The organism is Pseudoclavibacter sp. 13-3, from assembly GCF_021168475.1.
In the GTDB taxonomy this organism is placed as follows: Bacteria; Actinomycetota; Actinomycetes; order Actinomycetales; family Microbacteriaceae; genus Pseudoclavibacter_A.
The window spans coordinates 799,004-823,061 of record NZ_JAJOZT010000001.1 but is presented as its reverse complement, the minus strand read 5'-3'; the positions used below and the strand labels follow the sequence as shown (position 1 = coordinate 823,061).

The 24,058-nt window shown below is 64.6% G+C and carries 12 protein-coding genes; 11 read left to right on the top strand and 1 reads right to left on the bottom strand.

Translation table 11 applies throughout. The features are described from left to right. Positions 1 to 16 precede the first annotated feature (16 nt). From LRX77_RS03565 to LRX77_RS03515, 11 genes are all read left to right on the top strand, one after another. Positions 17 to 1,360: a right-handed parallel beta-helix repeat-containing protein gene (locus LRX77_RS03565; RefSeq protein WP_231831471.1), complete on the top strand. Its 1,344-nt coding sequence runs from the start codon at positions 17 to 19 to the stop codon at positions 1,358 to 1,360. Between the two features lie 8 nt (positions 1,361 to 1,368). Beyond that, on the top strand, positions 1,369 to 2,136 hold the full coding sequence (locus LRX77_RS03560) for a hypothetical protein (RefSeq protein ID WP_231831469.1): 768 nt from the start codon (positions 1,369 to 1,371) through the stop codon (positions 2,134 to 2,136). Beyond that, positions 2,133 to 3,371 (top strand): Dyp-type peroxidase, encoded by a 1,239-nt coding sequence (locus LRX77_RS03555; RefSeq protein ID WP_231831468.1) that lies wholly within the window; start codon positions 2,133 to 2,135, stop codon positions 3,369 to 3,371. The genes LRX77_RS03560 and LRX77_RS03555 overlap by 4 nt, the downstream gene beginning before the upstream one ends. A gap of 294 nt (positions 3,372 to 3,665) precedes the next feature. Next, the gene (locus LRX77_RS03550) at positions 3,666 to 8,324 is read left to right on the top strand and encodes an SdrD B-like domain-containing protein (protein ID WP_231831467.1); all 4,659 of its coding nucleotides are present in this window, start codon (positions 3,666 to 3,668) and stop codon (positions 8,322 to 8,324) included. A gap of 374 nt (positions 8,325 to 8,698) precedes the next feature. Beyond that, entirely contained in the window at positions 8,699 to 9,358 is a 660-nt protein-coding gene (locus LRX77_RS03545) for an amino acid ABC transporter permease (protein WP_231831466.1), read from the top strand. Continuing rightward, on the top strand, positions 9,339 to 10,028 hold the full coding sequence (locus tag LRX77_RS03540; protein ID WP_231831464.1) for an amino acid ABC transporter permease: 690 nt from the start codon (positions 9,339 to 9,341) through the stop codon (positions 10,026 to 10,028). Before LRX77_RS03545 ends, LRX77_RS03540 begins: the two co-directional genes overlap by 20 nt. Beyond that, positions 10,021 to 10,815: an amino acid ABC transporter ATP-binding protein gene (locus LRX77_RS03535; protein WP_269453608.1), complete on the top strand. Its 795-nt coding sequence runs from the start codon at positions 10,021 to 10,023 to the stop codon at positions 10,813 to 10,815. The genes LRX77_RS03540 and LRX77_RS03535 overlap by 8 nt, the downstream gene beginning before the upstream one ends. Before the next feature lie 41 nt (positions 10,816 to 10,856). Further along, positions 10,857 to 11,726, top strand: coding sequence for a transporter substrate-binding domain-containing protein (locus LRX77_RS03530; RefSeq protein WP_231831463.1), 870 nt, complete (start codon positions 10,857 to 10,859; stop codon positions 11,724 to 11,726). Positions 11,727 to 12,074: 348 nt separating this feature from the next. Further along, a complete protein-coding gene (locus tag LRX77_RS10480) occupies positions 12,075 to 12,701 on the top strand; it encodes an LPXTG cell wall anchor domain-containing protein (protein WP_231831462.1) in 627 nt (208 codons plus the stop codon). Beyond that, positions 12,661 to 13,119: a sortase gene (locus tag LRX77_RS03520; protein WP_231831461.1), complete on the top strand. Its 459-nt coding sequence runs from the start codon at positions 12,661 to 12,663 to the stop codon at positions 13,117 to 13,119. The genes LRX77_RS10480 and LRX77_RS03520 overlap by 41 nt, the downstream gene beginning before the upstream one ends. A 698-nt stretch (positions 13,120 to 13,817) precedes the next feature. Continuing rightward, positions 13,818 to 18,587, top strand: coding sequence for a lamin tail domain-containing protein (locus LRX77_RS03515; RefSeq protein ID WP_231831460.1), 4,770 nt, complete (start codon positions 13,818 to 13,820; stop codon positions 18,585 to 18,587). Between the two features lie 693 nt (positions 18,588 to 19,280). Here the strand turns inward: LRX77_RS03515 and LRX77_RS03510 are convergent. After that, a complete protein-coding gene (locus LRX77_RS03510; RefSeq protein ID WP_231831459.1) occupies positions 19,281 to 24,002 on the bottom strand; it encodes a glycerophosphodiester phosphodiesterase family protein in 4,722 nt (1,573 codons plus the stop codon). Positions 24,003 to 24,058: the final 56 nt, after the last annotated feature.

Genomic DNA, 24,058 nt, shown 5'->3' with positions numbered 1-24,058 from the left:
GGTATGATGTCGAGACATGCCTCACAATGCTCTGACCGTAGGCCTGGTCACGCTCTCTCGCATGTCTGTGATCGTCGGCACGGCGCTGTTCGCAGTCGCTCTGGCCGGCTGCGCCACGGGCACGACGCCGAAGGATGCCGTCGTCGAGGTCACCCCTGACTCGGGGTCGCTGCAGGATGCCGCAGACCGCGTTGCCGAGGGCGGCACGATCGTGCTGGGGGCAGGCACTTACCGCGACTCCATGACGATCAGGACTCGTGACGTGACCGTTCGCGGCAGCGATCGCAACGAGACGATCATCGACGGCGAGGGGCAGCGTCCGCTCGGCATCGTCGGCATCGCCGACGGCGTGCGTGTCGAGAACCTCACCGTGACAGGGGCCACGCTCTACGGGGTGCTGGTCACAGGCACCCACGACGAGAACAGTGCAGACGTGACCGGCATCAGCGGGTACGAACAGTTCGACCCCGAGAAGTTTCCGGCGGTGCAGCGCTTCTCCATCGACCATGTCACCGCCTACAACAACGGCCTCTACGGCATCTACGCGTTCAACGCGAAGAACGGTGCCATCAGAGACTCGTATGCGTCGGGCTCGGCAGACTCAGGCTTCTACGTGGGCCAGTGTCAGCAGTGCAACATCGCGGTGACCGGCAACGTCGCCGAGCGAAATGCCGTCGGCTTCGAGAATGCGAACGCCTCAGACTCGCTCGTGATCACCGGCAACAGATTCACTGACAACCGAGTCGGAATGACGCTGCTGTCGAACTATCAAGAGGCCTTCACCCCTCAGCACGGCAATGTCGTCGCCGGCAACGTGATCAGCGACAACCAGACAAGCCAGTCACCCAGTCAAGCCGATGGCGGGTTCGGCACGGGCATCGGCATCAGCGGTGGACAAGACAACACGATCACTGCGAATCGCATCGAGAACAACGCGCGCTCTGCCGTGATCTTTGCCTCAACCGAAGACCTGCCATCAACGGGCAACCGCTTGATCGACAACCTGATATCGGGCAGCCCGGTGACTGCCGCCAATATCTCTGCCGGGCGCGCACCGGCATCTGCCAACTGTCTCTCGCCGGCTGGAGCTGCGCTGCCGACCGGTTTCGCAGCAGAACTGGCAAGGGCATGCGATGGCGAAAAGATCCAGCAGTCGTCAGCCTCTGCAGACCAGCTGCCCGGGCCGTCAGCACCGGCCGGCATGAGTTTTCTCGAGGTACCCGCGCCCAGACAACAGCCGCAGATGGGCGATCCGGGCACTTCACGAGACCCTCTGCCCGACAACCCGCAGCTGCCTGATGCGACAGGCATCGCGGTGCCCGACGCTGGCCTGCTCGTCGCCCTGACGGGTGTTCGATGACTATGAGGATGCTGACAAGACTCGTGACGCTGGTGCTGACCGCCCTGTGTGGCCTGACCGCCCTGTGTGGCCTGACGGCCCTGGCCGGGTGCTCGTCAGCCGACGACGGGGCAGAGAGCGTCGCGAGACCGGTCTCTACCGACGAGGCGCAGCAGCTGGCGACGGTCAGGTTCAAGCTCTTTGAGCAGGGCAGCGTGCCGGTGACCGTCGCGGCCAAGACGGCAGAAGGCGACGTCGGTCTGCAAGGGTGGGTCGATTACCGCAGTCAGCTCGGCTATGCGCAGCTGACGCAGCAGGGAACGTCCAACCGCGCAGTGCTGTGGTCGGGGTCGACCGCCGGCGTGCATGCCTCGCAGCCTGACGCCCTCGGAAACCCCGCGCTGCCGATTCCCGCCGTGAACGAGACCGGCTGGAGCGCGCAGGGCCTCGGCTCGACGACGGATGCGCTGCCCCAGCTGCTGAAGGTGCTGGCGGCGCTGGGAACGGATCGCCCGGACAACCCGATGCTGCTGCAACAGACGGGAGCACTCTGGCTGCGTGATGACACATTCGACGGGCAGACCGTTCATGTGTTCGCGACACCGCCGTCTGACAGCGTCGCCGAAGGGCAGAGCAACGTCGCGGTCGACCCCGATGCGTCAGGCGTTCGGCTGTGGGTCACAGACGAAGGACGTCTGGTGCAGGCTGAGATTCGGGCGTCCAGCCAGTGGAGCACCGTGCAATTCGGCGCCGAGAGCGGGCCGACGCTGACTGCTCCGGGAATCAGTGCACAGTGAGCGACGAACCCGGTCGACACGATCCTGAGGCCAAAGGGTCGGCCTCTGACACGACAGAGAACGAAGACGGAACCTCTCCCCGGCGGGAGGGCTCGCGCTGGTCGAGGCGTCAGCTGCTTCTCGGCGGGGGCTCGCTGCTTGGCGGAATGGCGATCGGCGCGGTGGGCACGACGGCGGTCTCGAACCGTTCGCCGGTGCAAGGTGACCGTGCGACGAGCGCCGACGCCGGTGACGTCAGCCGGGTCGTGGCCACCGGAGAGCACCAGGCTGGTGTCAACCGGCCTGACGTGCCTGCATCGCACGCGCTCTACAGCGTTTTGGATGCGCCGCAGATTCGAACTCGAGAAGACCTGATCACGATGCTTGCCGCACTGGGCGACCGCGTGCGTTCACTCACTGAGAGCGACTCCGATCTGCTGCCAGACGGCGCCGGAGACCTTGCGGTCTGCATCGGCGTGGGTGCACGTCTGGTCGAGCTGGTCGAGGGGAGCACTGCTCGTGTCGACCTCCCGCTCTTCGCCGGCGATGACGCTCTGCCCCCGGAACGCTGCGGTGGTGACATGTTGATCATCACATCTGCCAGCGATCCCGGCATACTTGAGCCGGTCACCGCCGAACTCGTGACGGCTGCGCAGCTGACACTGCGCTGGAGTGAAGCCGGCTACCGTGGCAGGCCGAGACAAGACGTCGCTCGCAATCCATTCGGCTTCTACGACGGCGTCATGATTCCGCGCGACGACGACGCACTCGAACAGGGTGTGTGGATCGGCTCAGGGGCGTTCGCCGGTGGGACGATCTGTGTGGTGCGCCACTTCGACCTCGACGTCGATCGCTTTCGAGAGCTGGCCGAGGGCGATCAAGAGCAGATCATAGGCAGGCACAAAGCTGACAGCTCACCTCTGACCGGTGGCGACACGTTCGCCGAGTCAGACCTGTTGGCCAAGACGTCGACTGGTTCGTACGTGACCCCGGCGTCATCCCACGTTCGGGCGGCGCACCCGTCATTCGTGGGCAGGCCGCTGATGCTCAGACGCAGTTACAGCGTGCTGTCAGCGGGCACGGTCTCTGGGCTGCTGTTCACGAGCTTTCAGAACGATGTGCGCACCTTCGCGGCCACCCAGCAGCGAATGGATGACATGGACGCGATGATGGCGTACACGACAGTCCGAGGCGTCGGCGCCTTCGCAGTACTGCCGGGATTCGACTCAGTCCAGAAGATGGGAGCCTCGCTATAACGCGGACTTGCATCTGACGTCGAATGCATAGGGCGAAAAAGAGGGTGAAACTTGACTCTGGCGAACGTCGTCCACCGGATTCGTGCATATCATCCTGCTCAGTGGCATATCTGTCACCAGTTTTCGAATGCTCTGCACCCGGGTGCCGACTCTGTGTCTGCACGTCATTCGTGCGAGCCGTCATGAGGGGATTGCGTGAAATCGCACAGCCGCAGTATCGACAGTCAGAGCCGGTCATTCACGAGACGAAGCGGCGTGGCCATGATCGCCACGGCCACGACTGTTCTTGCCAGCATGACTCTTCTGACCCCGGCGTTCGCCGCAGACGAGCCGACCATATCGGGAACGGTCTTTCGTGACTTCAATTCGAACGGTCAGTTTGACGCAGCGAAAGCCGATGGGTCGGCATCGGCTGCCGATGGGCTGATCGATGTGGGCCTCGGGGGTGCCGATGGGAATCGCACCAAGGTTGACGCCTACGCTCAAGACGGGTCGCACATCGGGTCGCAGGTCGAGGTCAATGATGACGGCACGTACACGCTTCCGCTGACGGGAATCACGAGTGGCTCTCCGGTGCGCGTGGTGTTCAGCGGGTATCCCAGCGATTTCTACGACTCCTACCAAGGGTCTTCCTCGGGCTCGAGCGTGCAGTTCGTCACAGCCGGGGCATCCTCAGTGAACCTCGGGCTGCATCGCCTCGATGACTACTCGAAGGGGCTGGACTCCCCAGTGTTCACCGGTCTGCAGGCACAGGGTACCTACGACGGCGTGAACAAGGGCAAGCGAGCGCTGACATCGATACCCGGCACACTGGGGCAGAACGCCACGACCGCTGACTCCACCACTCTGGCCAGCTTCGGGCAGATCGGTGCGACATGGGGCACTGATTACCAGACGGATGACACCAGTGGCGGTGCCGGCTATGTCTACGTCGCTGCGTCGTTGAAGCGCTACTCCGGTTTCGGGCCGCAGGGCATCGGAGGCATCTACCGCGTGCCGGTGACTGCTGACGGCAGGATCGCCGATGACGGTAACGCCACAAGCACCAATCGTTCATGGCTTGATGTGACGACTCTGGGAGTTGACCTCGGCACCGTGACGCGAGACTTGTCCGAGAACACGGGAACGGGGCGTGATGCTGATGCCTGGGACAAAGCCGGTCTGGTGGGTATCGGCGGCATCGCAGTCTCAGGCGACAGCCTCTTCTTCGTCAATCTGAATGATCACAAGATCTACGAGGTCGACATTCCCTCGCAGACCCTCAAACACACGTATGCTCCGGTCAGCACGTGGAGCGACGGCGGCAAGCGGGAGCAGCCGTGGGCGTTGACCGTTCGCGACGGGCAGCTCTACACGGGCATCGTCGATATCGATGGCACGAACGCGCGTGTGAGCCGCACAGCGATCGGCGCCGACTCGTGGGCTGCTGCGCCTGGTCTCGGAAAGATCGATCTCAGTTACAAACGCGGCTACACGTCGTGGGGCGACAACAGCACGCTGAGTGACACTGCTGGGGTTGAAGGCACACAGTGGCACAAGTGGACCGGGGCTTGGGGCACCGACACGGACGCACAGAACGCGATCAAGAAAGACTCTGTGATCTGGCCGAACTGGCGGCACGTCGGCTACGCCCAGCCGATTCTTTCGGGGCTGTCGTTCGACGAGTCAGGCAACGTCGTGCTCGGGCTCGCCGACCGCTGGTCACTGACCACCGGTTACAGGGGCACTTGGCCTGATGGCACGTACAACTATGTCGATGCCGATGGAGTGTCTCAGAACTACGCGACCAATGAGTTCGGCGGCGTGGTCGCCGGAGACACGCTCTTCGCCGGTAACCAGAACGGCACCTGGACACTGGAGAAGAACGGCGAGGTCACGGTCTCGACACCGTCTGGCAGCACAGAGACGCGAACGGCGCAGGTTGTGCCCGCGGGGCAGACGATTCCCGCTGACGAGGCCAAGACCCTGGGCATCCAGGGACTGGGCGGCAAAGAGTTCTTCGAAGACCGCATCGGCTGGGACGGCGGCAACCTCGGTGGAGTCATTCACGAAGAGACCACTCTCGGCGCTGTCAAGGTGCTGCCCGGCCTGCAGCAGGTGGTCTCGACTGCCTATGACCCGCAGAACAGCGTGGAGACTGGCGGTAACAAGTGGCTGAGTCTGAGTGACGGACAAAGCCTGCACGGCTTCGACCAGTATTCAAGCAGTGAGAACGGCTTCTTCGGCAAGGGCGGCGGTCTCGGCGGCCTCGCTGTTCTGACCAGCCCGTCGCCTCTGCAGATCGGCAATCGGGTCTGGCTCGACGCTGACAATGACGGTGTGCAGGATGCAGGCGAGCCTTCACTGGGCGGCGTCACGGTGACGCTGAAAGACAAAGACGGCAAGACCGTAGCGACCAAGATCACCGACGCCCAGGGCAACTATCTGTTCAGCAGCGATGACAAGGACTCTGCGCTGCAGCCGAACACGGAGTACACGCTGGTGTTCTCCACCCCATCCGAGGCAACGCAGAGCACGGTCATTGCCTCGCTTGACGGGACTGACTACGCGGGCACGACCTGGGGGCAGCTCAAGCTCACCACGCAGACGGCCACTGGCGGTACGACGGATGCGGCACAGCAGACGCTGGTCGACTCGAACCCCGATCCGACCACGGGCGCATTCACGTATACCACTCCATCACTCGGTGCGAACGATCATTCGCTCGACGCCGGCTATGGGCTGACCCCCGCAGTCTCCGTGGGCGACTACGTGTGGCGCGACACCGATGGCGATGGTGCACAGGATGACGGCGAGCTCGGCATCCCGGGTGTGGTGCTGAACGTGACCGACCCTGACGGCAAGCCGGTCACCGACGTCTACGGCAACGTCGTCAGACCAGTGACCACAGATGCGAACGGCAAGTACCTGTTCCCGGCCCTGCCGGTGCTGCCTGCGGGCAAGCACTACACGGTGACGATTGACCAGGATGCGTCGAAGGATGCGCTGACTGGTCTGGAGCCCACGAAGAACGACGGCGCTGATGGTGACACCAGCCAGGATTCTTCGACGTGGAGTGCCGAATCGACCGACCTCACGACGAACCTGGCGAAAGATCTGACTCTCGACTTCGGGTTCGTGACCACGCCGCCTCAGCCGACGCCGTCTGTGTCGGTTGGTGACCTGGTCTGGAAGGATACGAACGATGATGGTGTGCAGGGGTCGGAAGAGCCTGGCATTGACGGTGTCGTCCTGAAGATCACTGGCCCTGACGGCAACCCGGTGACGGATGTCAACGGGAAGCCTGTTGGGCCGGAGACGACCAAGGACGGCGGGAAGTATTCGTTCGCGGATCTGCCGGTGCTGCCTGCAGGCGAGCACTACACGGTTGCCATTGACCAGAATGCGTCGAAGGTCGCGCTGACCGGTCTCGAGCCGACGAAGTCGAACGTGGGCGATCCTGCGAAGGATTCGTCGGAATGGTCTGCGACCTCAGGCGATCTCACCACTGATAAGGCGCAGGATCTGACCCTCGACTTCGGGTTTGTGAATACGCCTCCTCAGCCGGCGCCGTCAGTGTCGGTTGGCGACTATGTGTGGGTTGACGGTGATGCCGATGGTCTGCAGGGCGGCGCGGCAGACAAGGCGTTGCCTGGGGTGACTTTGACGATCACGCGCTCGGATGGTTCGCCCGTGACGGCTGCTGATGGGGTGCCGCTGACGACTGATCAGTTGTCGACGAAGACTGATGCGACTGGGAAGTACGAGTTCACGGGTCTCGAGGTGCTGCCTGCGGGCACGCACTATGTGGTGACCGTCACCACGCCTGAAGGCTATGAGCCGACGGAGGCCGGTGCTGGCAGTGATCGTGGCAAGGATTCTTCGACGGGTTCTGCCACGTCGAGTGATCTGACCACGGATGGTGCCAACGATCCGACGTTGGATTTCGGGTTCGTGAAGCTGCCGACGCCGTCTGTGTCGGTTGGTGACTTGGTCTGGAAGGATACGAACGGTGATGGTGTGCAGGGTTCGGAAGAGCCTGGCATTGACGGTGTCGTCCTGAAGATCACTGGCCCTGACGGCAACCCGGTGACGGATGTCAATGGGAAGCCTGTTGGGCCGGAGACGACCAAGGACGGCGGGAAGTATTCGTTCGCGGATCTGCCGGTGCTGCCTGCAGGCGAGCACTACACGGTGACGATTGATCAGGATGCGTCGAAGGAGGCCCTGAAGGGTCTGGAGCCGACGAAGGCTGGTGCGGGCAGTGATCGTGGCAAGGATTCGTCGACGGGGTCTGCGACCTCGACTGATCTGACCACGGACGGTGCGAGCGACACGTCGCTCGACTTCGGGTTCATCACACCGACCTACGCCGTGGGCGATGTCGTCTGGGTGGATGCTGACGGCAACGGGCAGCAGGGCGACGCTGAACGTCTGGCCGGTGTCACTGTCATGCTGCTCGACGCCGATGGCAACCCGGTTGCCGGTGTCGAACCGGTGACCACCGACGAACAGGGACGCTACCTCTTCGACAAGCTGCCGGCTGGCGACTACCGTGTGAAGTTCACACTGACTGACGAGCAGGCTGCGAAGTACCAGTTCACAGGCAAGTCGGTTGAGGGCTCCACCGCAGAAGACGATTCGAACGCCGACCCGGCGACGGGCATCAGCGATGTCTTCACACTGGGGGCGTCGAACGGCAACCTGACGCGCGACTACACTGATCAGGCATTCACCGCGACCAATGGCATCGACCCCACCATTGACGCCGGTGTGACACTGAAGCCGGTGACGCCCACGCCTGATGAGCCCGGTCAGCCGGCGCAGACTGAGACGCAGCCGGCGAACCAGGGCGAGAGCACTCCGTCATCGTTAGCTCGTACCGGACTCGAGGCAGGAGCGGGAGCACTTGGGATCGCGCTGCTGGCCGCCGGTCTGCTTCTGCGGCGTTCGGCACGTCGTCGCGACAGCTGAGCCCGAGCGACTGAAGTGCTGTTCACGAGCCAAGTCATCCTGATCCGCTCGTGCAGCACAGACAGACACTGAAGCAAGACCGAGCAGGGGCCTCATCTCATTCGCGTGGGATGGGGCCCTTTCTTCTCACTCATCGGGCGGTCGTCAGAAGACTCTTCGGGCCGACTCGGCGCCATCGCCTGCTGCTGAAGGAATTGTTGCGCAGTGTTGCAGGCTGACTTCCGTGCCGACCAGCAAAGCCGTAGGCTCTACAGGTTGTGCCCACACACGTTGCCGGCGCGAGTCGATCGCGCCGCGTGCACGCGGCATCCGCACGACGAGGGAAAGCGTCACCATGACGCCAGCAGACACAGAAAGGCCGGAGGTGATCGACAGTGAAGTGGTCGGTCATCGAGAAGGCGCTGCCGCTGTTCGCCGATGCCTTCTGGACGACCCTGTGGCTGTCTGCAGTGGGCATCGCACTGGCCCTCGTGATCGGGGCGGTCGCCGCATTGGTGCGCGAGTTCGAGGTGCCAGTCGCAGCCAAGGCCGCCGCAACCTATGAAGAGCTGCTGCGCAACACCCCGCTGCTGATTCACCTGTTCTTTCTCTACTACGCCCTGCCGGTCGTCGGCATCAAGCTGCCGGCTCAGGCCTGCGCCATCGTCGGGCTCGCGCTGATGGGCGGGGCGTACATGGCTGGCGCGTTCCGCGGCGGGTTCAGCGGCATTCCCAGCATTCAGCAGGAGTCGGCGCGCGCGCTCGGCCTGACCAGGCTGCAGCGCGCCCGATATGTCACGCTGCCGCAGGGGCTGGGGCTCAGTGTGCCCGCCGTCGCAGCGAACATGATCTTTCTCGTCAAAGAGACCTCGATCTTCACCGTGATCGCGGTCCCCGAGCTGACCAACACCGCGCGCTATCTGATCGGCATGTACTACCGCACCGACGAGTATCTGTTCATGCTCGTTGTGGCATATGCGGTCATCCTGGTGCCGCTGTCGATCGGGCTGACACTGCTCGAGAGGAGGGTGCGCCGTGGTTCCTTCGGGCATTGAACTGCTGCTCGATCCCACCATTCTCGGGCGGCTGCTCGGCGGGCTGTGGGTGTCGGTGCGCATCGCCGTGCTCTCGCTGCTGGTGGGCATTCCGCTCGGCATCGTGCTGGGTGCGCTGCGCCTGCTGCCGAGTCGCATTGTACGCACTGTGCTGCGGCTCTACCTCGAGTTCTTTCGCATCATCCCGACGCTGGTGCTGCTCTTTCTCTTCTACTACATTCTGCCGCGTGAGCTCGGTTTGCAGGTCGGCGGCGAGACCATCGCGGTGGTCGCGTTCGCGCTGTGGGTTGCGGCAGAAATCAGCGACGTGGTGCGTGGTGCGCTGGTGTCGGTGCCGACCCATCAGGTGGATGCCGGGCGTGCGCTGGGGCTGAACGCGCTGCAGCAGCTGCGGTACGTGCGCATTCCGCAGTCGATCGTGCTGATGGTGCCGGCGACCATCAACCTGGCCACCCGCGTGATCAAGACCACCTCACTGCTGCTGCTCATCAGTGTGCTCGACGTGGTCAGCGTCGGTCAGCAGATCATGGAGGCCAACCGCGACACCGCCCCCGACGCGCCATTCTGGATCTACCTCTTCATCTTCGTGCTCTACTTCGTCGTCTGCTGGCCGCTGGCGATGTTCGCGAGCCGACTCGAGCGCAGAACGAAGGAGCGCACTCATGGCTGAAACTGCGGAGCGACCGCTGCTGGCGGTGCGCGACCTCGCCAAATCGTATGGTGACCGGCACGTGCTCAAAGACATCACTCTCGCGGTGCCGAAGGGCAGCGTACAGGTTCTGCTCGGCCCGTCGGGGTCGGGCAAGTCCACGTTGATCCGGTGCCTGAACGGGCTCGAGACGATCGATGGCGGGCGCATCGCCTTCGACGGCGACGTGGTCGTCGACATGGCTTCGGGCACCGGCTCGAAGCGCGCCGGCCGGGCGCAGGAAAAGGCTTGGCAGCCATTGCGCAGCCGTATCGGCATGGTCTTTCAGAGCTACGATCTCTTCCCGAATCTGACCGTGGCCGAGAACATCAGGCTGGCACCGACGAAAGTGCAGCACCGTGATCGCCCCGAGGTCGATGCCGAGATCGAACGACTGCTGGCCCAAGTGCAGATGAGCGACTACCGCGACTCATACCCGCGGCAGCTCAGCGGCGGGCAGAAGCAGCGCGTCGCGATCGTACGCGCCCTCGCGATGCAGCCCGACCTGATGCTCTTCGACGAAGTCACCGCCTCGCTCGACCCCGAGATGGTGCGCGGAGTGCTCGAAATTCTGCTCGGCCTCGCCAAACGCGAGATGACCATGATCGTCGTCACACATGAGATGGAGTTCGCTCGTCGCGTCGCCGACACGGTGCTCTTCCTCGATGGCGGGGTCATCGCAGAGCGAGCTTCCGGGGCGGAGTTCTTCCAGCATCCGCGCACTGAACGCGCCCAGCGCTTCCTGGCCAGCATGGCCCCGCTCGAGTGACCACAAGACGAACGACTGAGAACGAGACACAGGAGACACAGATGAAGATTCGCAAGACCATCGCCGCCATCGCCACCGTGGGCATCGCGGCCCTCGCACTCGCGGGCTGCTCGGGCAGCGGCTCAGACGGCTCTGACGGCGCGCAGACCGGTGCGACCGTGCAGCAGATCAAAGACAAGGGAACGATCCGCATTGCGACGTTCACCGATCTGAAGCCCTACGGATACACCAAGGACGACGGCACGAACACCGGCTTCGACGTCGAGCTGGGCGAGCGGCTGGCCAAAGACTTGGGCGTCAAGGTCGAGTGGGTGCCGGTGAATGCGGATGCGCGGGTCGACTCACTGCGGTCTGACAAAGCGGACCTGGTGCTCGCGAACTTCACCGTCACCGATGAGCGCAAAGAGGTCGTCGACTTCGGCACGCCGTACATGAAGGTGTCGATCGGGGTTGCGTCGCCAGAGAGCGCGGTCATCACCGACCCCTCGCAGCTGGAGGGCAAGACCTTGGCGGTGAACAAGGGGACGACGGCCGAGCAGTACTTCACCGAGAACTTCCCGCAGATCGAGCAGACGAAGTTTGACTCGAAGACGCAGCAGTTCCAAGCTTTCAAGGATGGCCGTGCGGCGGCGCTGGCAGACGACAACACGTACCTGTATTCGTGGGCGAAGGACAACCCCGGGTTCACGGTCGGCATCAAACAGCTGGGCGACCAGTCGTTCATCGCCCCGGCCGTGGCGAAGGGCAACGCCGACCTGCTCAAGTGGGTCAATGAGCGCATCTCGTCGCTGACCGGCGAGGGCTTCTTCGAGCAGGATTACAACGATCAGCTGAAGCAGTTCTTCACTGACGACGTACAGCCCGACGACGTTGTGCTGACCAAGGACGAGGTTGCTGCGCAGACGAAGTAGGTCTGAAGCGGGGCCGGTGGGTCAGGCTGCACTCTCAGTGTCCGAGACAGTGGAGTCGGCACCGAGACATGGCAAATGCCGCCTACAGATGTCGAGACAGGGAACTTGTCATGTCTGGATGTTGTGGAGCAGCGTTTGCCCTGTCTCGATCGTCAGATCTCGGCGGGCAGACGACGACCGTCAGATCACGGGCGTCAGATCACCGACGTGTGATCGCGAAGGTCAGGCGTCGTGCGTGCGGCGGCTCCTCGCTTTGACGACCATGGTCGTGCCGATGACAGTCACGCCCGCTGCGACCAGTGCCCAGAAGAGCATGATCGAACTGGTGCCGGTCGTGGCCAGGGCGTTGTGTGCGACTGGCTCCTGAGCATCTGCATCGTCTCGGCCAACAGTACGGCTGCCGTCGACGTCGCAATCGGTGCTGTCACTGATGCCGTCACTGTTTCCGGTCCCGGTGCCGGTCCCGGGGCGAAGGTCAAGGTCTTTCTGAGTGCAGATGACGCCGCGAACGACCGCAATGCGATCGTCGTCGACGGGTCTGACGAATGGGCGACGGACGACCAGGGGCAGGTCACCATTGACGGGCTGCGTCTGTCGAACTTCGTGAACGGGCTCGATCGTGACACCTCTGACCCGCTCTATCGTTCGTTCTTCGTCAAGCCGACGTTCTACCCGGCGGGCTGGATGGGGGATTGGGCTGTGCGGCAGACGGCCGTCACCTCGGTGGACGACCCGGCTGTGGTCACCTTCGAGGTCTGGCGTGACGACTCGAATGGGGGCGGCGAGACACCGCCTGGAACTGGGCTTGACGACTTGGCTAGGACCGGTGCGCAGCTTGCGGGACTTGCGCTCTTGGGTATTGTGCTGGTCGGCGGTGGTGCGCTGGCGCTGGTTCGGCGGCGTCGCAAATCGGACGACACGAGAATGGCGACGGGTGAGGCGGAGTCGCACGGGGCATCCGCAGACGACGAATGACCTCGCATCGTCAGACGCGCGCGCCGCGCACCTGTGCCCACGCACGCAGCCCGACCCGACCCAGCCGGGCCGACCCCCAGTCCCGCCCGGCCTCACTGCCCATGCGGGCCTGCCGCAGTCGAAGCTGCTGACCGATCTGTCGAAGGCGGAGGTCGGCGACACTTTCTGGATCAGCGTGCTCGGCGAAGACCACCACTACCAGGTGATGAGCACTGAGGTCGTGCTGCCCAGCGACACCGATTCGCTGAAGATCACGCAGGGCGACGCAGGTGAAGAGCTCGGCGCCGATGGGGTGCCGCTCGGGTTCCCGTGGTGGGCCGTCTGGCTGGCCGGCGGGTCGGGCGCCGTCGGGTGGATGCTGTTCGCACCCCCGCGCAAGAAGGGCAAGAAGCGGCGCGGCGGGGAGTCAGAGGGCTGAGCGGGCTGAACGGGTCGGGCTCTGAACGCTGGGCCTCGTCGTTCATCTTGCCAGCGGGTTGCCGGCGGGGCCCAGCGCTTCGTCTGAACTCAATTACTCGGCTTCGGCCGCTCTAACCGTCTGGTGCTCGAGTTCTGCGGTTCTCGACGTTTGGCTCTGCGCGGTCTTGCCGTGTACGACCATGTTTCGCATGGCACGGTTTTGTACAACCTGGTCTTGCACTGCTTGCTCCTGGGGCGAGTTGCCGAGGTGCGTTCGTCGAGATGGTAATTAAGCGGTCCATGGGTGAGTTTTGGCCCGTGTTTTTGCCAACTCGGTGCTGGCACGCGTGGTCGTGAGGGCGTCTTCCGCGGGGCGGTCGCACATGCACGGTGTCAGACTCGTGTTCACTGTCAGTTCACCTCGCACTCACCGGGCAGCCACTCACTCGGGAAGAGATGTTCACAAGAAACCCGTAGGTTCTGACGGTCGGCCACGAGACGGTGGCGGGCAGCCCCCCGTCAGCGCATCAACGAGGAGAACCTGTGAAGCTGGGATCGTCCCTCCACGCCCACCCCCATCAAACCCGCGAGTCCCATCAGCGCCGCGACCTGCACGAGGCTGCACACCCGCTCCGGGCCGGCCAACCGCACGTGGCTGCCAACCTGCAACAATCTGCCCAGTCGCACTCGTACGCTCAGCAGCATCGGCACAGCGACATGCACCGGTCCGTTTCGTCGCGAACGCGACGACTGCTGGCCAGCGCCGTGGCGACGCTGAGCATCGCCGCCCTGCTCGCTGCCACGCCCGGGCTCACCGGCTCGGTGCCGGCGGGTGCGGCCGAAGAGGTCTCCGGGCCGATCGTCACCGAGATTCAGGGCGACAACACCGGCGATGACAACTTCGAGTACATCGAGCTCTACAATCCGACCGCGTCCAGCATCGACTTCGCAGCCGACGGAGTGACGCTCGGATACGACGTCAACGGTGCTATCAAGAAGCTGAGTACCGTCGGCATGGACAACATGGGAACCCCGAATCTCGTGCTCGCACCGGGCAAGACGGTGGTGCTCTGGCTCTCGTACAACGATGCCAAGAAGGTCGACTCGTTCTCGAAGACCGAGGCGCAGTTCCGCGACGCGATCGGTCTGAACGACACGGAGGTTCCCGTGGTGCGCCTGACCGGCCAAGCGGGCATCGCCAACGGCGGCGACCGCGGCATCGTGGTGCAGCGCAACGGCGAGACCACGTCGGAGTCGTACTTGCCGGCTGTCTCACCGCTGGCGCCGGGCAAATCGACGCACTTCGCGCTGCCGGCCGATGCGACCACGCATCAGCTGAAGGTGTGGCAGTTGGCCACGGACGGCACCCCTGGTGTGGTCGACCCCGAACAGATCGCCGATCAGGGCACCGACCCTGGAGACAGCACCGATCCCGGCGACGACAACACCGACCCTGGCGACGACAACACCGACACGGGGCAGCCCGCCGCCGACGATCCCACCCCGGGGTTCGAACCCGTTGCAGACGACAGCGCGACGGGCCCGGCCCTGCAGATCACCGAGCTGCTGCCCGACAGCTCGAACGTCGGCGGGTCAGACGGCTACGAGTTCATCGAGGTCTACAACTCGTCGAGCGAGCCGGTGAACTTCTCCGACTACGTGCTGACCTACCTGATCCCGATCGACTACGACACCAACACGACCGAGACGCTGTGGCCGTCGACCAAGCGCGATGTGGTCATTCAGCCGGCCGGCACGCTGGTGCTGTGGGTGAAGAACTCTGCCAACCAGCAGCTCACCGCCACAGACTTCAACGCGAAGTTCGGCACGCACCTCGTCGCCGACCAGAACCTCGTCGAGGTGCAGTCGTCGGGCATGGCCAACGGCAGCATGCGCGGCCTGGCGCTGCGCACGAACACGGGCGACACCGTGAGCCGCGCGTACTACAACATGAGCATCGGCCAAGGGCAGAAAGACGTCGCGGCCGATCAGGGCCTGCACTACACGCTTGGCACTGACGCGGTTCGACCCGATGTGCAGCGCATCCAGAGCACCAGTGCAGCCACCCCGGGGCAGGTGAGCCTCGATCAGGTCGGTGACAAGCTGGTCAAGCCGGCCGCAGACTCCACGCGACCGGTGATCGAGAACCGCACCGTGGCATCCACCGACGGCACGGGCGACCTGACGATCTCGGCGCGCATCACCGATGACCAGCAGGTGCGTACCGTCGAGCTGCGATACCGCAACAACGTCGACAACACCGACCAGACTCTGCAGCTCAAACGGGGCGACGGCGACGTCTACTCGACGACCATCGCCGCGGGCGACCTGACGGGCAAGTCGAGCATCGACTACACCTTCACTGCGTCAGACGGCACCACCGAGCCCTCCGCTCTCAGCGGCACGGTCGCCATCGAACGCGGCGAGACCGGCCCAGTGCGTCTGAACGTCACCGACGGCCAGGTGGTCTCGGGCACGGTCGACCTTGTGACCGACGGCGACGCCGGCGACACGACCCTGCTCATCGACGGGCAGCAGCAGTCGACCACGCCCAGCCTCCCGAGTCAGCCCGCCTTCCTCTTCGAGGCGACCAACACCGATGTGTTCTTCCGCAATGGAGTGAAGGCCACGAACGCCGAGGGGCAGAACGATCTGCTGAAGATCTTCGACGAGGGCACCTACTCGAACGTCGAGACCATCAGCACCCCGGTGCCGCTGAGCTACATCGCGCAGGGGCAGCCGCTCAAGCTGAGCATCTGGGCCGGCACGAAGGCCTGGCCCGACATCGATCTCAACGAGAACAACGACGACTTCATGGTGCAGAACCTGCGCCTCGTGCTGCCCGACGGGCGCACGCTTCGCGCACCCGAATGGTCAGATCCCGGTGAGGTCATCCAGATGGGCGACTCCACGGGCAAGCACGACTACATCGACGCCACGTTCAGCATCGACGACGCAGCGTTCAGCGGGTCGGGCTTCTCATGGAACACCACACAGGCCGCCGATGGCAGGCACACGGTCACCGGCCGGTCAGGCGCCGACGAGTTGCAGGCAGACGTGATCGTCGACAACACGGCGCCGCAGGTCACCCCCACGGTGACGTCGCAGAACGACACCGAGCAGGGCATGCACGGTGCGATCACCCTCGACGCCGCGATCGACGACGGTGACGGGGATGTTGCAGGCGTGCCCGCCTCGGGCGTCACCGCGAAGCTGGACGGCACCGCGATCGACCTGCCCCATCAGACGAGCACCGTCGATCTCGCCCCCGGGCAGCACACGTTCACTGTTGCGGCAGTCGACGCCGCGGGCAACCGCGCCGAGCAGACGACGACCTTCACCACCGTCGACGAGACGCCCTCTGAGGCCGAGCTCGCAGTCGGCCAGCAGGCCACGCTGAACGTCGACGGCACCGCGACCGTCGACCTCTCGGCGACGTCGACCGACCCGACGGGCGACGACCTCACCGTGACGTTCAACGAGGGCACCGCTCAACAGCTCGGCACAGACGTTCAGGCCTCTGCGGGGCAGACGGCTGACGCGCTCGCCACCGATCGCAGCAGTGCCGTGGCGCTGAGCGAAGACGACCTCGCCAAGCTGGGGTCGACAGACGGCGTCGGGGCGACATCCGCCGGCACCGACGGTCTGCCGTACCAGCTGTTCACCGTCGCCGTGCCGCAGGGCGTCACCACGGGCCAGGTGCGCACGGTCTGGTCGGGCACCAGCAATCCGAACGCCCAGGTCACCCTGTACGCGAAGAAGGCCGACGGCTCGGGCTGGGACCAGATCGACCGGCACTACACGCCGGCTGACGACGAGGGCGCGAACTTCACCCTCAGCGGCTACGTGGGCGTCGAATCGCACGCCGTCGACGGCCAGGTCACGCTGATCGTGCAGCATTCCGACGGCTGGTCGGGCGCCGACCTCACCACCCGTGACTCGACGGTCGATCCGTACAACGCGGATGCGACCGCGCGCAGCGACTACGACTTCACGCTGGCTTGGGAGTCTGACACGCAGTACTACAACGAGAACCTCAGCGAGAACTATCACTATCAGCGAGACATGCACCAGTTTCTGCTCGATCAGCGTTCGAACCTGAATCTCAAGTACCTCTTTCACACGGGTGACATCGTCGACGACTTCGACCAGGAGTACGAGTGGCAGAACGCCGACTCGGCCTACAAGATGCTCGAGCAGGATGCCGACGGCAACCCGCTGGCCGACGAAGACCGCCTGCCCTACGGCGTGCTCGCCGGCAACCACGATGTCGGGCATATGGCCGACAGCTACACCGAGTTCAGCAAGTGGTTCGGGGTGAGCCGCTACCAGGGATCACCCTGGTTCGGTGGCGATTACAAAGACAACCGCGGGCACTACGACCTGTTCAGTGCCGGTGGCATCGACTTCATGGTGGTGTCGATGGGCTGGGATCCGGGCACGTCTGAGATCGAATGGATGAACAAGGTGATCGCCGAGCACCCCGAGCGCACCGTGATCATCAACCTGCACGAATTCATGCTGACCACGGGAGGCCTGGGGCCGATTCCGCAGAGCATCATGGACGAGGTCGTCGCGACGAATCCGAACGTGCGCATGGTGTTCAGCGGGCACTATCACGATGCCTTCACGCGTCAGGATCAGTTCGACGACAACGGCGACGGGGTCAACGACCGCACGGTCACCTCGATGCTCTTCGACTACCAGGGGCTCGAACAGGGCGGCCTCGGCTACCTGCGCCTGCTGCACTTCGACAACCAGTCGCAGACCATGCAGGTGCGCACCTACTCGCCGTCGCTCGACGACTTCAACGCCGACGAGGCGTCGCTGTTCGGCCCGAACGGGGAGCCGACCTACTACCAGGACTTCCCGGTCTCATATGCCGACCTCGGCATCACCCCGCGCGACAAGACGCTCACCACCGATTCGTTCAGTGCGTCGGTCTTGCAGAACGTTGCCGGGGTGCAGGGTGCTGCGGGGTTGCAGAGCGTGGCAGCGGCTCAGAGCGCCGCGTCCATCGCGCCGGCGGATGCCGTGAGCGGCCTCATCGCCACGCGTCAGGTTACGAGCGGCGAGACCGCGCACGCGGCCTGGACGGTTCCCGGCCCCGGAGTCTACGGATGGTACGCACAGGTGACCGACCCATACGATGCCAGCTCGGTGTCGGCGGTCAATACATTCACCGTGCGCACTGACGGCAGCGTCGTCGCCGGCTCGGTCGACCCGAATGTGGGCGGCTCGAATGCGGGCGACTCGGACGGCTCAGGCACGGGCACCGGCACTCCTCCTGGCAATACGGGTGACGGGAGTAAGAAGGCTGGTGCTGACGGCGCCGGGGAGGTACCGTCCGTGGCATCCACTGGGGAGCTCGCGCGCACTGGTGCAGACATGCTGCCGCTCGCAGCAGCGCTCGCCCTGCTGCTGGCGGGTGTCTGCGTCCGGCTCGTGTCGGCACGCCGCGCGTGCAAGGGGCGTCCGACCAAGTAAATCAAGTAAATAGGGCCAAGCCCGTCACAGACGACTGTGCAAGAAGGGCCGCAGCTGCTCAGGCAGCTGCGGCCCTTCTTGTCGTTCTGAAGCTGACGAATACACGGTCTGTACGGCTGACGAATACACCGTCTGTACGGTCGTACCCACCATCTGCACGTGCTCCCGTGCACGCCATCTGCGTGAGCCTCCGACCGGCAGCGCCGGTGACAGGTGTTCCGGGCCGCAGCCTCAAAGGTGAGTCAGCATGTGAGCGGTGCGAGGAGGCCCTGCTCAGCAAACACGAGTTCTCAGCCTGAATCGAGAGTGTGGTCACAGAGCTGAACCGAGCGGGTGACAGAGAAGCTCGCACTGAGAGAGGCAGGCATGACGGTGCGGGGCTCTCCGTGGTTGCACTGGTGCTCAGTGCTTAGTGCTCAGTGCTCGGTGTTGACGTGTGACCCGTCTTGACGCGCGCCACCCAGTGAGAGACACGCTGTACCACGGTCGCTCGTGCACGCAGAGTGCGGGCTCTCCGTGCTCTGTGAAGGTACCGAGACATGGCAAATGCCGCCCACAGATATCGAGACAGGGAACTTGTCATGTCTGGATGTTGTGGAGCGGCATTTGCCATGTCTCGATCGTCAGATCTCGGCGGGCAGACGACGACCGTCAGATCACCGGCGTCAGATCACCGACGTGTGATCACGAACGTCAGGCGTCGTGCGTGCGGCGGCTCCTCGCTTTGACGACCATGGTCGTGCCGATGACAGTCACGCCCGCTGCGACCAGTGACCAGAAGAGCATGATCGAACTGGTGCCGGTCGTGGCCAGGGCGTTGTGTGCGACTGGTTCCTGAGCGTCTGCATCGTCTCGGCCGGCAGTACGGCTGCCGTCGACGTCGCCATCGGTGCTGTCACTGTTCCCGGTGCCGTTGCCGGTGCCGGTGCCATCGCCATCGGTGCCGTCACTGTTCCCGTTGCCGTTGCCACCGCCATCGTTCCCGTCACCGTTCCCGTCATTGCCACCGTCACCGTTCCCGCCCCCGTCACCGCTCCCGCTGCCGTCATCTGACTGCCCGATCTGCACGGTGATCGGCTCGGAGTAGACCGTGAAGTCTGCGCCCTGGATGCTCTCGGTCGTCTGCAGCAGCACGGTGGCCGTGCCAGTGGCACCGGCCGCGGCGGTGAGCGTGCTGCCCGTGACCTGCACCTTGTCGCCGCCGTCCACGACGACCACCGAAGGCGCATCGACATTCACGAGATCGCCCACATTGGTCTCGGCGCTGCCCTCCAGCGTCACCGACGAACCGGGAGCCACCTGATACGACCGGCTCGCCGCATCGATGCCGAAGAAGGCGTCTTTCGTCCAGCCAGAGTTGTTCGTCGTCATGCCGTTGATGCCGAGCAGCAGCGACTGCTGAAAGCTCTGACGGTCGCCGTCACCCGAATACGTCCAGCCCCACAGCGTGAGGTTGCGCGCATGCGCGTTGGCGACGAAGGTGCGGTTGTCGGCAGACTGGGCATCGTTGCCGCCCAGCTGGTTGAACGACGGGTCGTAGGCCGCATTCTGCGGGGTCAAATACTGCAGAGCCTTGTGCAGCGTTTCCATTGGCCGACCGGTGGCGATGCCGCCGACCCCCTGCAGATTGCCCACCGAGTTGCCGGGCAGCAGCTGCTGAATGGTCGGAATCTCATACTGGTTGAACGTGATGAAGACGACCTGGTCAGCGGCCTGCTTGGCCTGCACTACCTCGGCCGTGCGCTCTTCGATGGCGGGCGAGGTCGGGTCTTTCAGCTCCAAGAAGAGCACGACGTCGTGGGCCTTGACGAAATCGAGCAGCTCGTCGAGGGTCGGCACTGGCTCGGCCGTCGCAGCCCCGTTGGCATCGCGCAGTCGCAGCTTCTCGATCTGCGCAAGCGTCAGATCGCTGGGGCGTGCATTGGCCCGGGTCACGCCGCCGGTGAACTCCGAGTCGTCGAGTGCTCGAGTCGTCGTGATGTCAGTGGTGCGGGCGAACGTCGAGTCGTGCAGAACGACGACGTGGTCGTCTTTCGTCACGTACACGTCGGTCTCGACCATGTCGGCGCCGTTTTCCTCGACCGCGGTGCGGTAGCCGCTGATCGAGTTCTCCATCGCCTGCGTGGGGATGCCACGGTGGCCGATCGTGAAGATGCGGCGCAGGAGCGCGTTGTCACCGAGTTTGTCGACGACCTGCAGCGCGGTCTCTGGAGCGGCCGAGATGATGGTGTTCGCCCCAGAGGCGATCGCCGCAGCATTGCCTGCGGCCGTGTCGTCGGCCTGCACGGTCACCGAGAGCAGCCGACGCTGCAGCTCTTCGACCACGGCGCGGTCGGCTGCGCCCTGCTTGAGAATGACATGCTGCGAGCGTGAGCGGTTCGTCTCGTCGACGACGGATGCCACGTCGGCCTGCGAGATCGTGTCGCGGTCGCTGAACAGGCCAGAGCGAGTCGACGGGTTGTCGGCGCGGAACCCGGCGAGCAGCTGCACGTCGCTGCTGACCACCTCGACATCGCTGAGTTCGCGCTGCCGCAGCGCCTCACCCAGACGGTTGGCGCTGCTCTGGTCGCTCACACGCGCGATGATCAGCGTCTTGCCATAGGCGGCATCGGCGAAGTCGTCGAATGAGCTGATCTTCGTGTCGCCAGAGAACACGTTCAGAGCGTCATCGGAGTCTGACGCACGCACGTCGACGAGCGTGCCGTCGGTCGGATCGTCAGCGACGATCGACTGCACGTCGTCGAGCGATGCGAGGTGATCGGTCATGATCGGCGTGGTGCCGATCACCTTCGACGTCTTCTGCTTGACCTCGACGTCACCGTCTTCGATGTGCGGAACAGGCCCGAGATCGGCCGGGCTCATCGTGACCTTCAGGTTGTCGACGATCATGGTGAGGTTGTCGCTCTGCATGCCGAGGTCGCCGGCGGCATAGTCGCCGGCTCGGTCGGTGAAGATCATCTGCTGGCCGTCGATGAGCTCTTTCACCCGGTCGCCGGTCACCGTCGCAGCGAAGTGATAGGTCTTCGACCCGTCGATGGCCTCGGTGAAGCTCGAGGTCTGTCGAACATCCCATTGATCCTGCGCGTTGCGGTGAGCGAACTCGACGCCGTTGGCCGCAGTCGCACCCTGACGCACCGCCATCTGAAAGTAGGGATGATCGCCGTTCTGCACCCGATACATCAGCGACCCCCAGCGCGCGCTGTTCGCGGCGTTCTGATAGGTCACATCGGCTTCGATCGTGTAGTCGTTGCGCTCGGTGATGTTCGGAATCAGCACGCGCGTCGACGGCGCCAGCTGCAGGGCGCGCCCCTGGCCGTCGGCGACTGCCTGCACCTGCGAGGCGCTTCCGTACTTCAGCTGCAGACCGGTCGGCAGAGCACCCGCGGTCAGATCATCGTCGAAGTGCTCGTCGATGTAGACCAGATCGTTGTCGTCGGCTCGCACCCAGACGTCGAGAGGCGCCGGGGTCGTTGCGACGGTGGCGGTCAGCCTGGCGAGCCCCTTCTTGCCGAAGACGATCTGCCCGTCCTGCACCGTGGCGACGGCGTCGTCACTTGAGGCCCAGGTCACCGCGGCGTCATCGCCTGCGAGCTGCTCGGTCGTGCCGAGCACCGTGCTCGCCGTCAGCGAGACGTCTGACAGCGACAGATTCTGACCGACGATGTGCTCGGCGAGCTGACGAGAGTCGTCGACCGTCAAGGCCGTCAGCGCCGGGCGGTCGTCGCTCGCCTCGACAGTGATGGGCGCCGTGACCGCACGCGCCCCGACGATGAACGTCAGAGTCGCCTGACCGGCGGCGTTGGTCACGAGCGTTCCGTCGTCTCGAACCGTCACCACACTCGGGTCAGACGAATATGCGCGCACGCTCGAGCCGGTGGCGGTGTAATGATCGCCGTTCGACAGAGCGACCTCGACCGACGGTGCGATCTCGGCATACTGCTTCGCCGAGCCCGGAACGGACGAGGCGACGGTGAGCGAGTCGATGCTGAGCTGTCTGACCACGATGTTGTCGAAGGCGGCAGCCGCCTGGTCGACCTGCACTCCGACGCGCCCGCCGTGGCGCAGATCATCGGCGGCGACGATGCCCGACTGGTCGGCGTCGGCGGTGAGGTCGAGCGTTGCAGGTGATCCGCCGCCGGTGCGCACATGATGCAGATGCTGCCCCGAGGCGGCGACTGACGAGTGATAGGCGACGCCCTGCTGCAGAGCCCCCGGCGACGGGGCGTTGTTGAACGCCTTCCATTCGTTCGCCTTCACCTTCTCGGTGATCTCGCCGCGACCGTCGAGCCGATTGGTGAAATGGTAGTAGCCGAGGCTGTCATCCGGCGCGCTGCGGTAGACGACCGATGCCCACCGGCCGGCGTTGACGGTCTTCTCGAAGGTGACGTCGGCATCCACCGTCACGTCTGACCCGAGTGCGGGCAGCAGCAGCCGCTTCTCGGCGGCGCCGCTGACGGCGAAGTCGCCGTGCAGCGCCCCGTCGCGCACCGACCAGCCCTCGGTGCCCGAGGCCGAGCGAACGTTCGCCGGCAGCTGCCCGTCGGCGATGCCCTCGAAGCTCTCGTCGTAGATCACCGGGCTGTCGGTGTTCTGCCTGGTCTCGTCGTCGAGGCGGAGCACGCCGAAGCCGCTCGTGTCGTTCCAGAAGCTGTTGCGCCCGTTGGTCTCCCACAGCGCGAGCTCGCTCGACGAGCCCGTGAGGGCGGCCGTCTTGTTGTCGACGCCGAGGTCGAAGCCGATCTCGCGGTCGAGGTAGGCGTCGATGCCGAGCTGCTGCCAGGGAATCGCCACCTCGGCGTCCCAGCCGTCTGCGGTGGGCTTGGTGACGCCCTGCACCTCGTCGGCGATGCGCGTCTGGTCGTCGCTGGTGAGTCCGTTTCCCGGGGCCGACCCGAAGAGAATGTGCGGCGCGAAGTTGTCGGTCTGATTCAGGCCGATGCCCAGCTGCAGATCGCCCGCGGCGAACGGAGCAGACTTGTGATTCGACTTGTCGAAGAAGAGCGAGACGATGTCGCCGTGGCCCCAGTTCGTGCCGTCGACGAGGTCTTGGTCGCCGGTGACATGCACTGCGACGTACAGATTCTGGTAGTCCCAGGTCGCATCGAAGGTGTTCTGCGTGGTCGACGGCTTGGTCTGGTCGGTGGTCGGGATGCTCTCGTCTGCCGGGGTGCCCACCTGCCAGACCGAATCGTCGAGATTGCCGTCGATGATCGGCGATCGCGAGACGCTCTTGGCGTCGAATGTGCTGGTTTGAGCCGGTTGCAGGGCGGTGTCGCCGCCTGCGGCCGTCGCGGCGGCGGATGCGATGTCTGGCCCGATGCCGACGGCTGCGGCGCCGGTCGGCGAAGCCGCGATCGTCGCGACCGTCAGCGCCCCGGCGAGCAGAGCCAGCCGCGACTTGTGGATGAATGACATGAACAGCACTCCTTACAGATGCGCCCGAGGCGCGTGGGGGATCGGGGTGGTGCGCC

Excerpts from the sequence above, each read along its gene's own strand:
- LRX77_RS03535 (WP_269453608.1), top strand. The coding sequence starts at position 10,021 with ATGGCTGAAACTGCGGAGCGACCGCTGCTGGCGGTGCGCGACCTCGCC.
- LRX77_RS03510 (WP_231831459.1), bottom strand. The coding sequence starts at position 24,002 with ATGTCATTCATCCACAAGTCGCGGCTGGCTCTGCTCGCCGGGGCGCTG.
- LRX77_RS03530 (WP_231831463.1), top strand. The coding sequence starts at position 10,857 with ATGAAGATTCGCAAGACCATCGCCGCCATCGCCACCGTGGGCATCGCG.
- LRX77_RS03560 (WP_231831469.1), top strand. The coding sequence starts at position 1,369 with ATGCTGACAAGACTCGTGACGCTGGTGCTGACCGCCCTGTGTGGCCTG.
- LRX77_RS03515 (WP_231831460.1), top strand. The coding sequence starts at position 13,818 with ATGCACCGGTCCGTTTCGTCGCGAACGCGACGACTGCTGGCCAGCGCC.
- LRX77_RS03565 (WP_231831471.1), top strand. The coding sequence starts at position 17 with ATGCCTCACAATGCTCTGACCGTAGGCCTGGTCACGCTCTCTCGCATG.
- LRX77_RS03550 (WP_231831467.1), top strand. The coding sequence starts at position 3,666 with ATGACTCTTCTGACCCCGGCGTTCGCCGCAGACGAGCCGACCATATCG.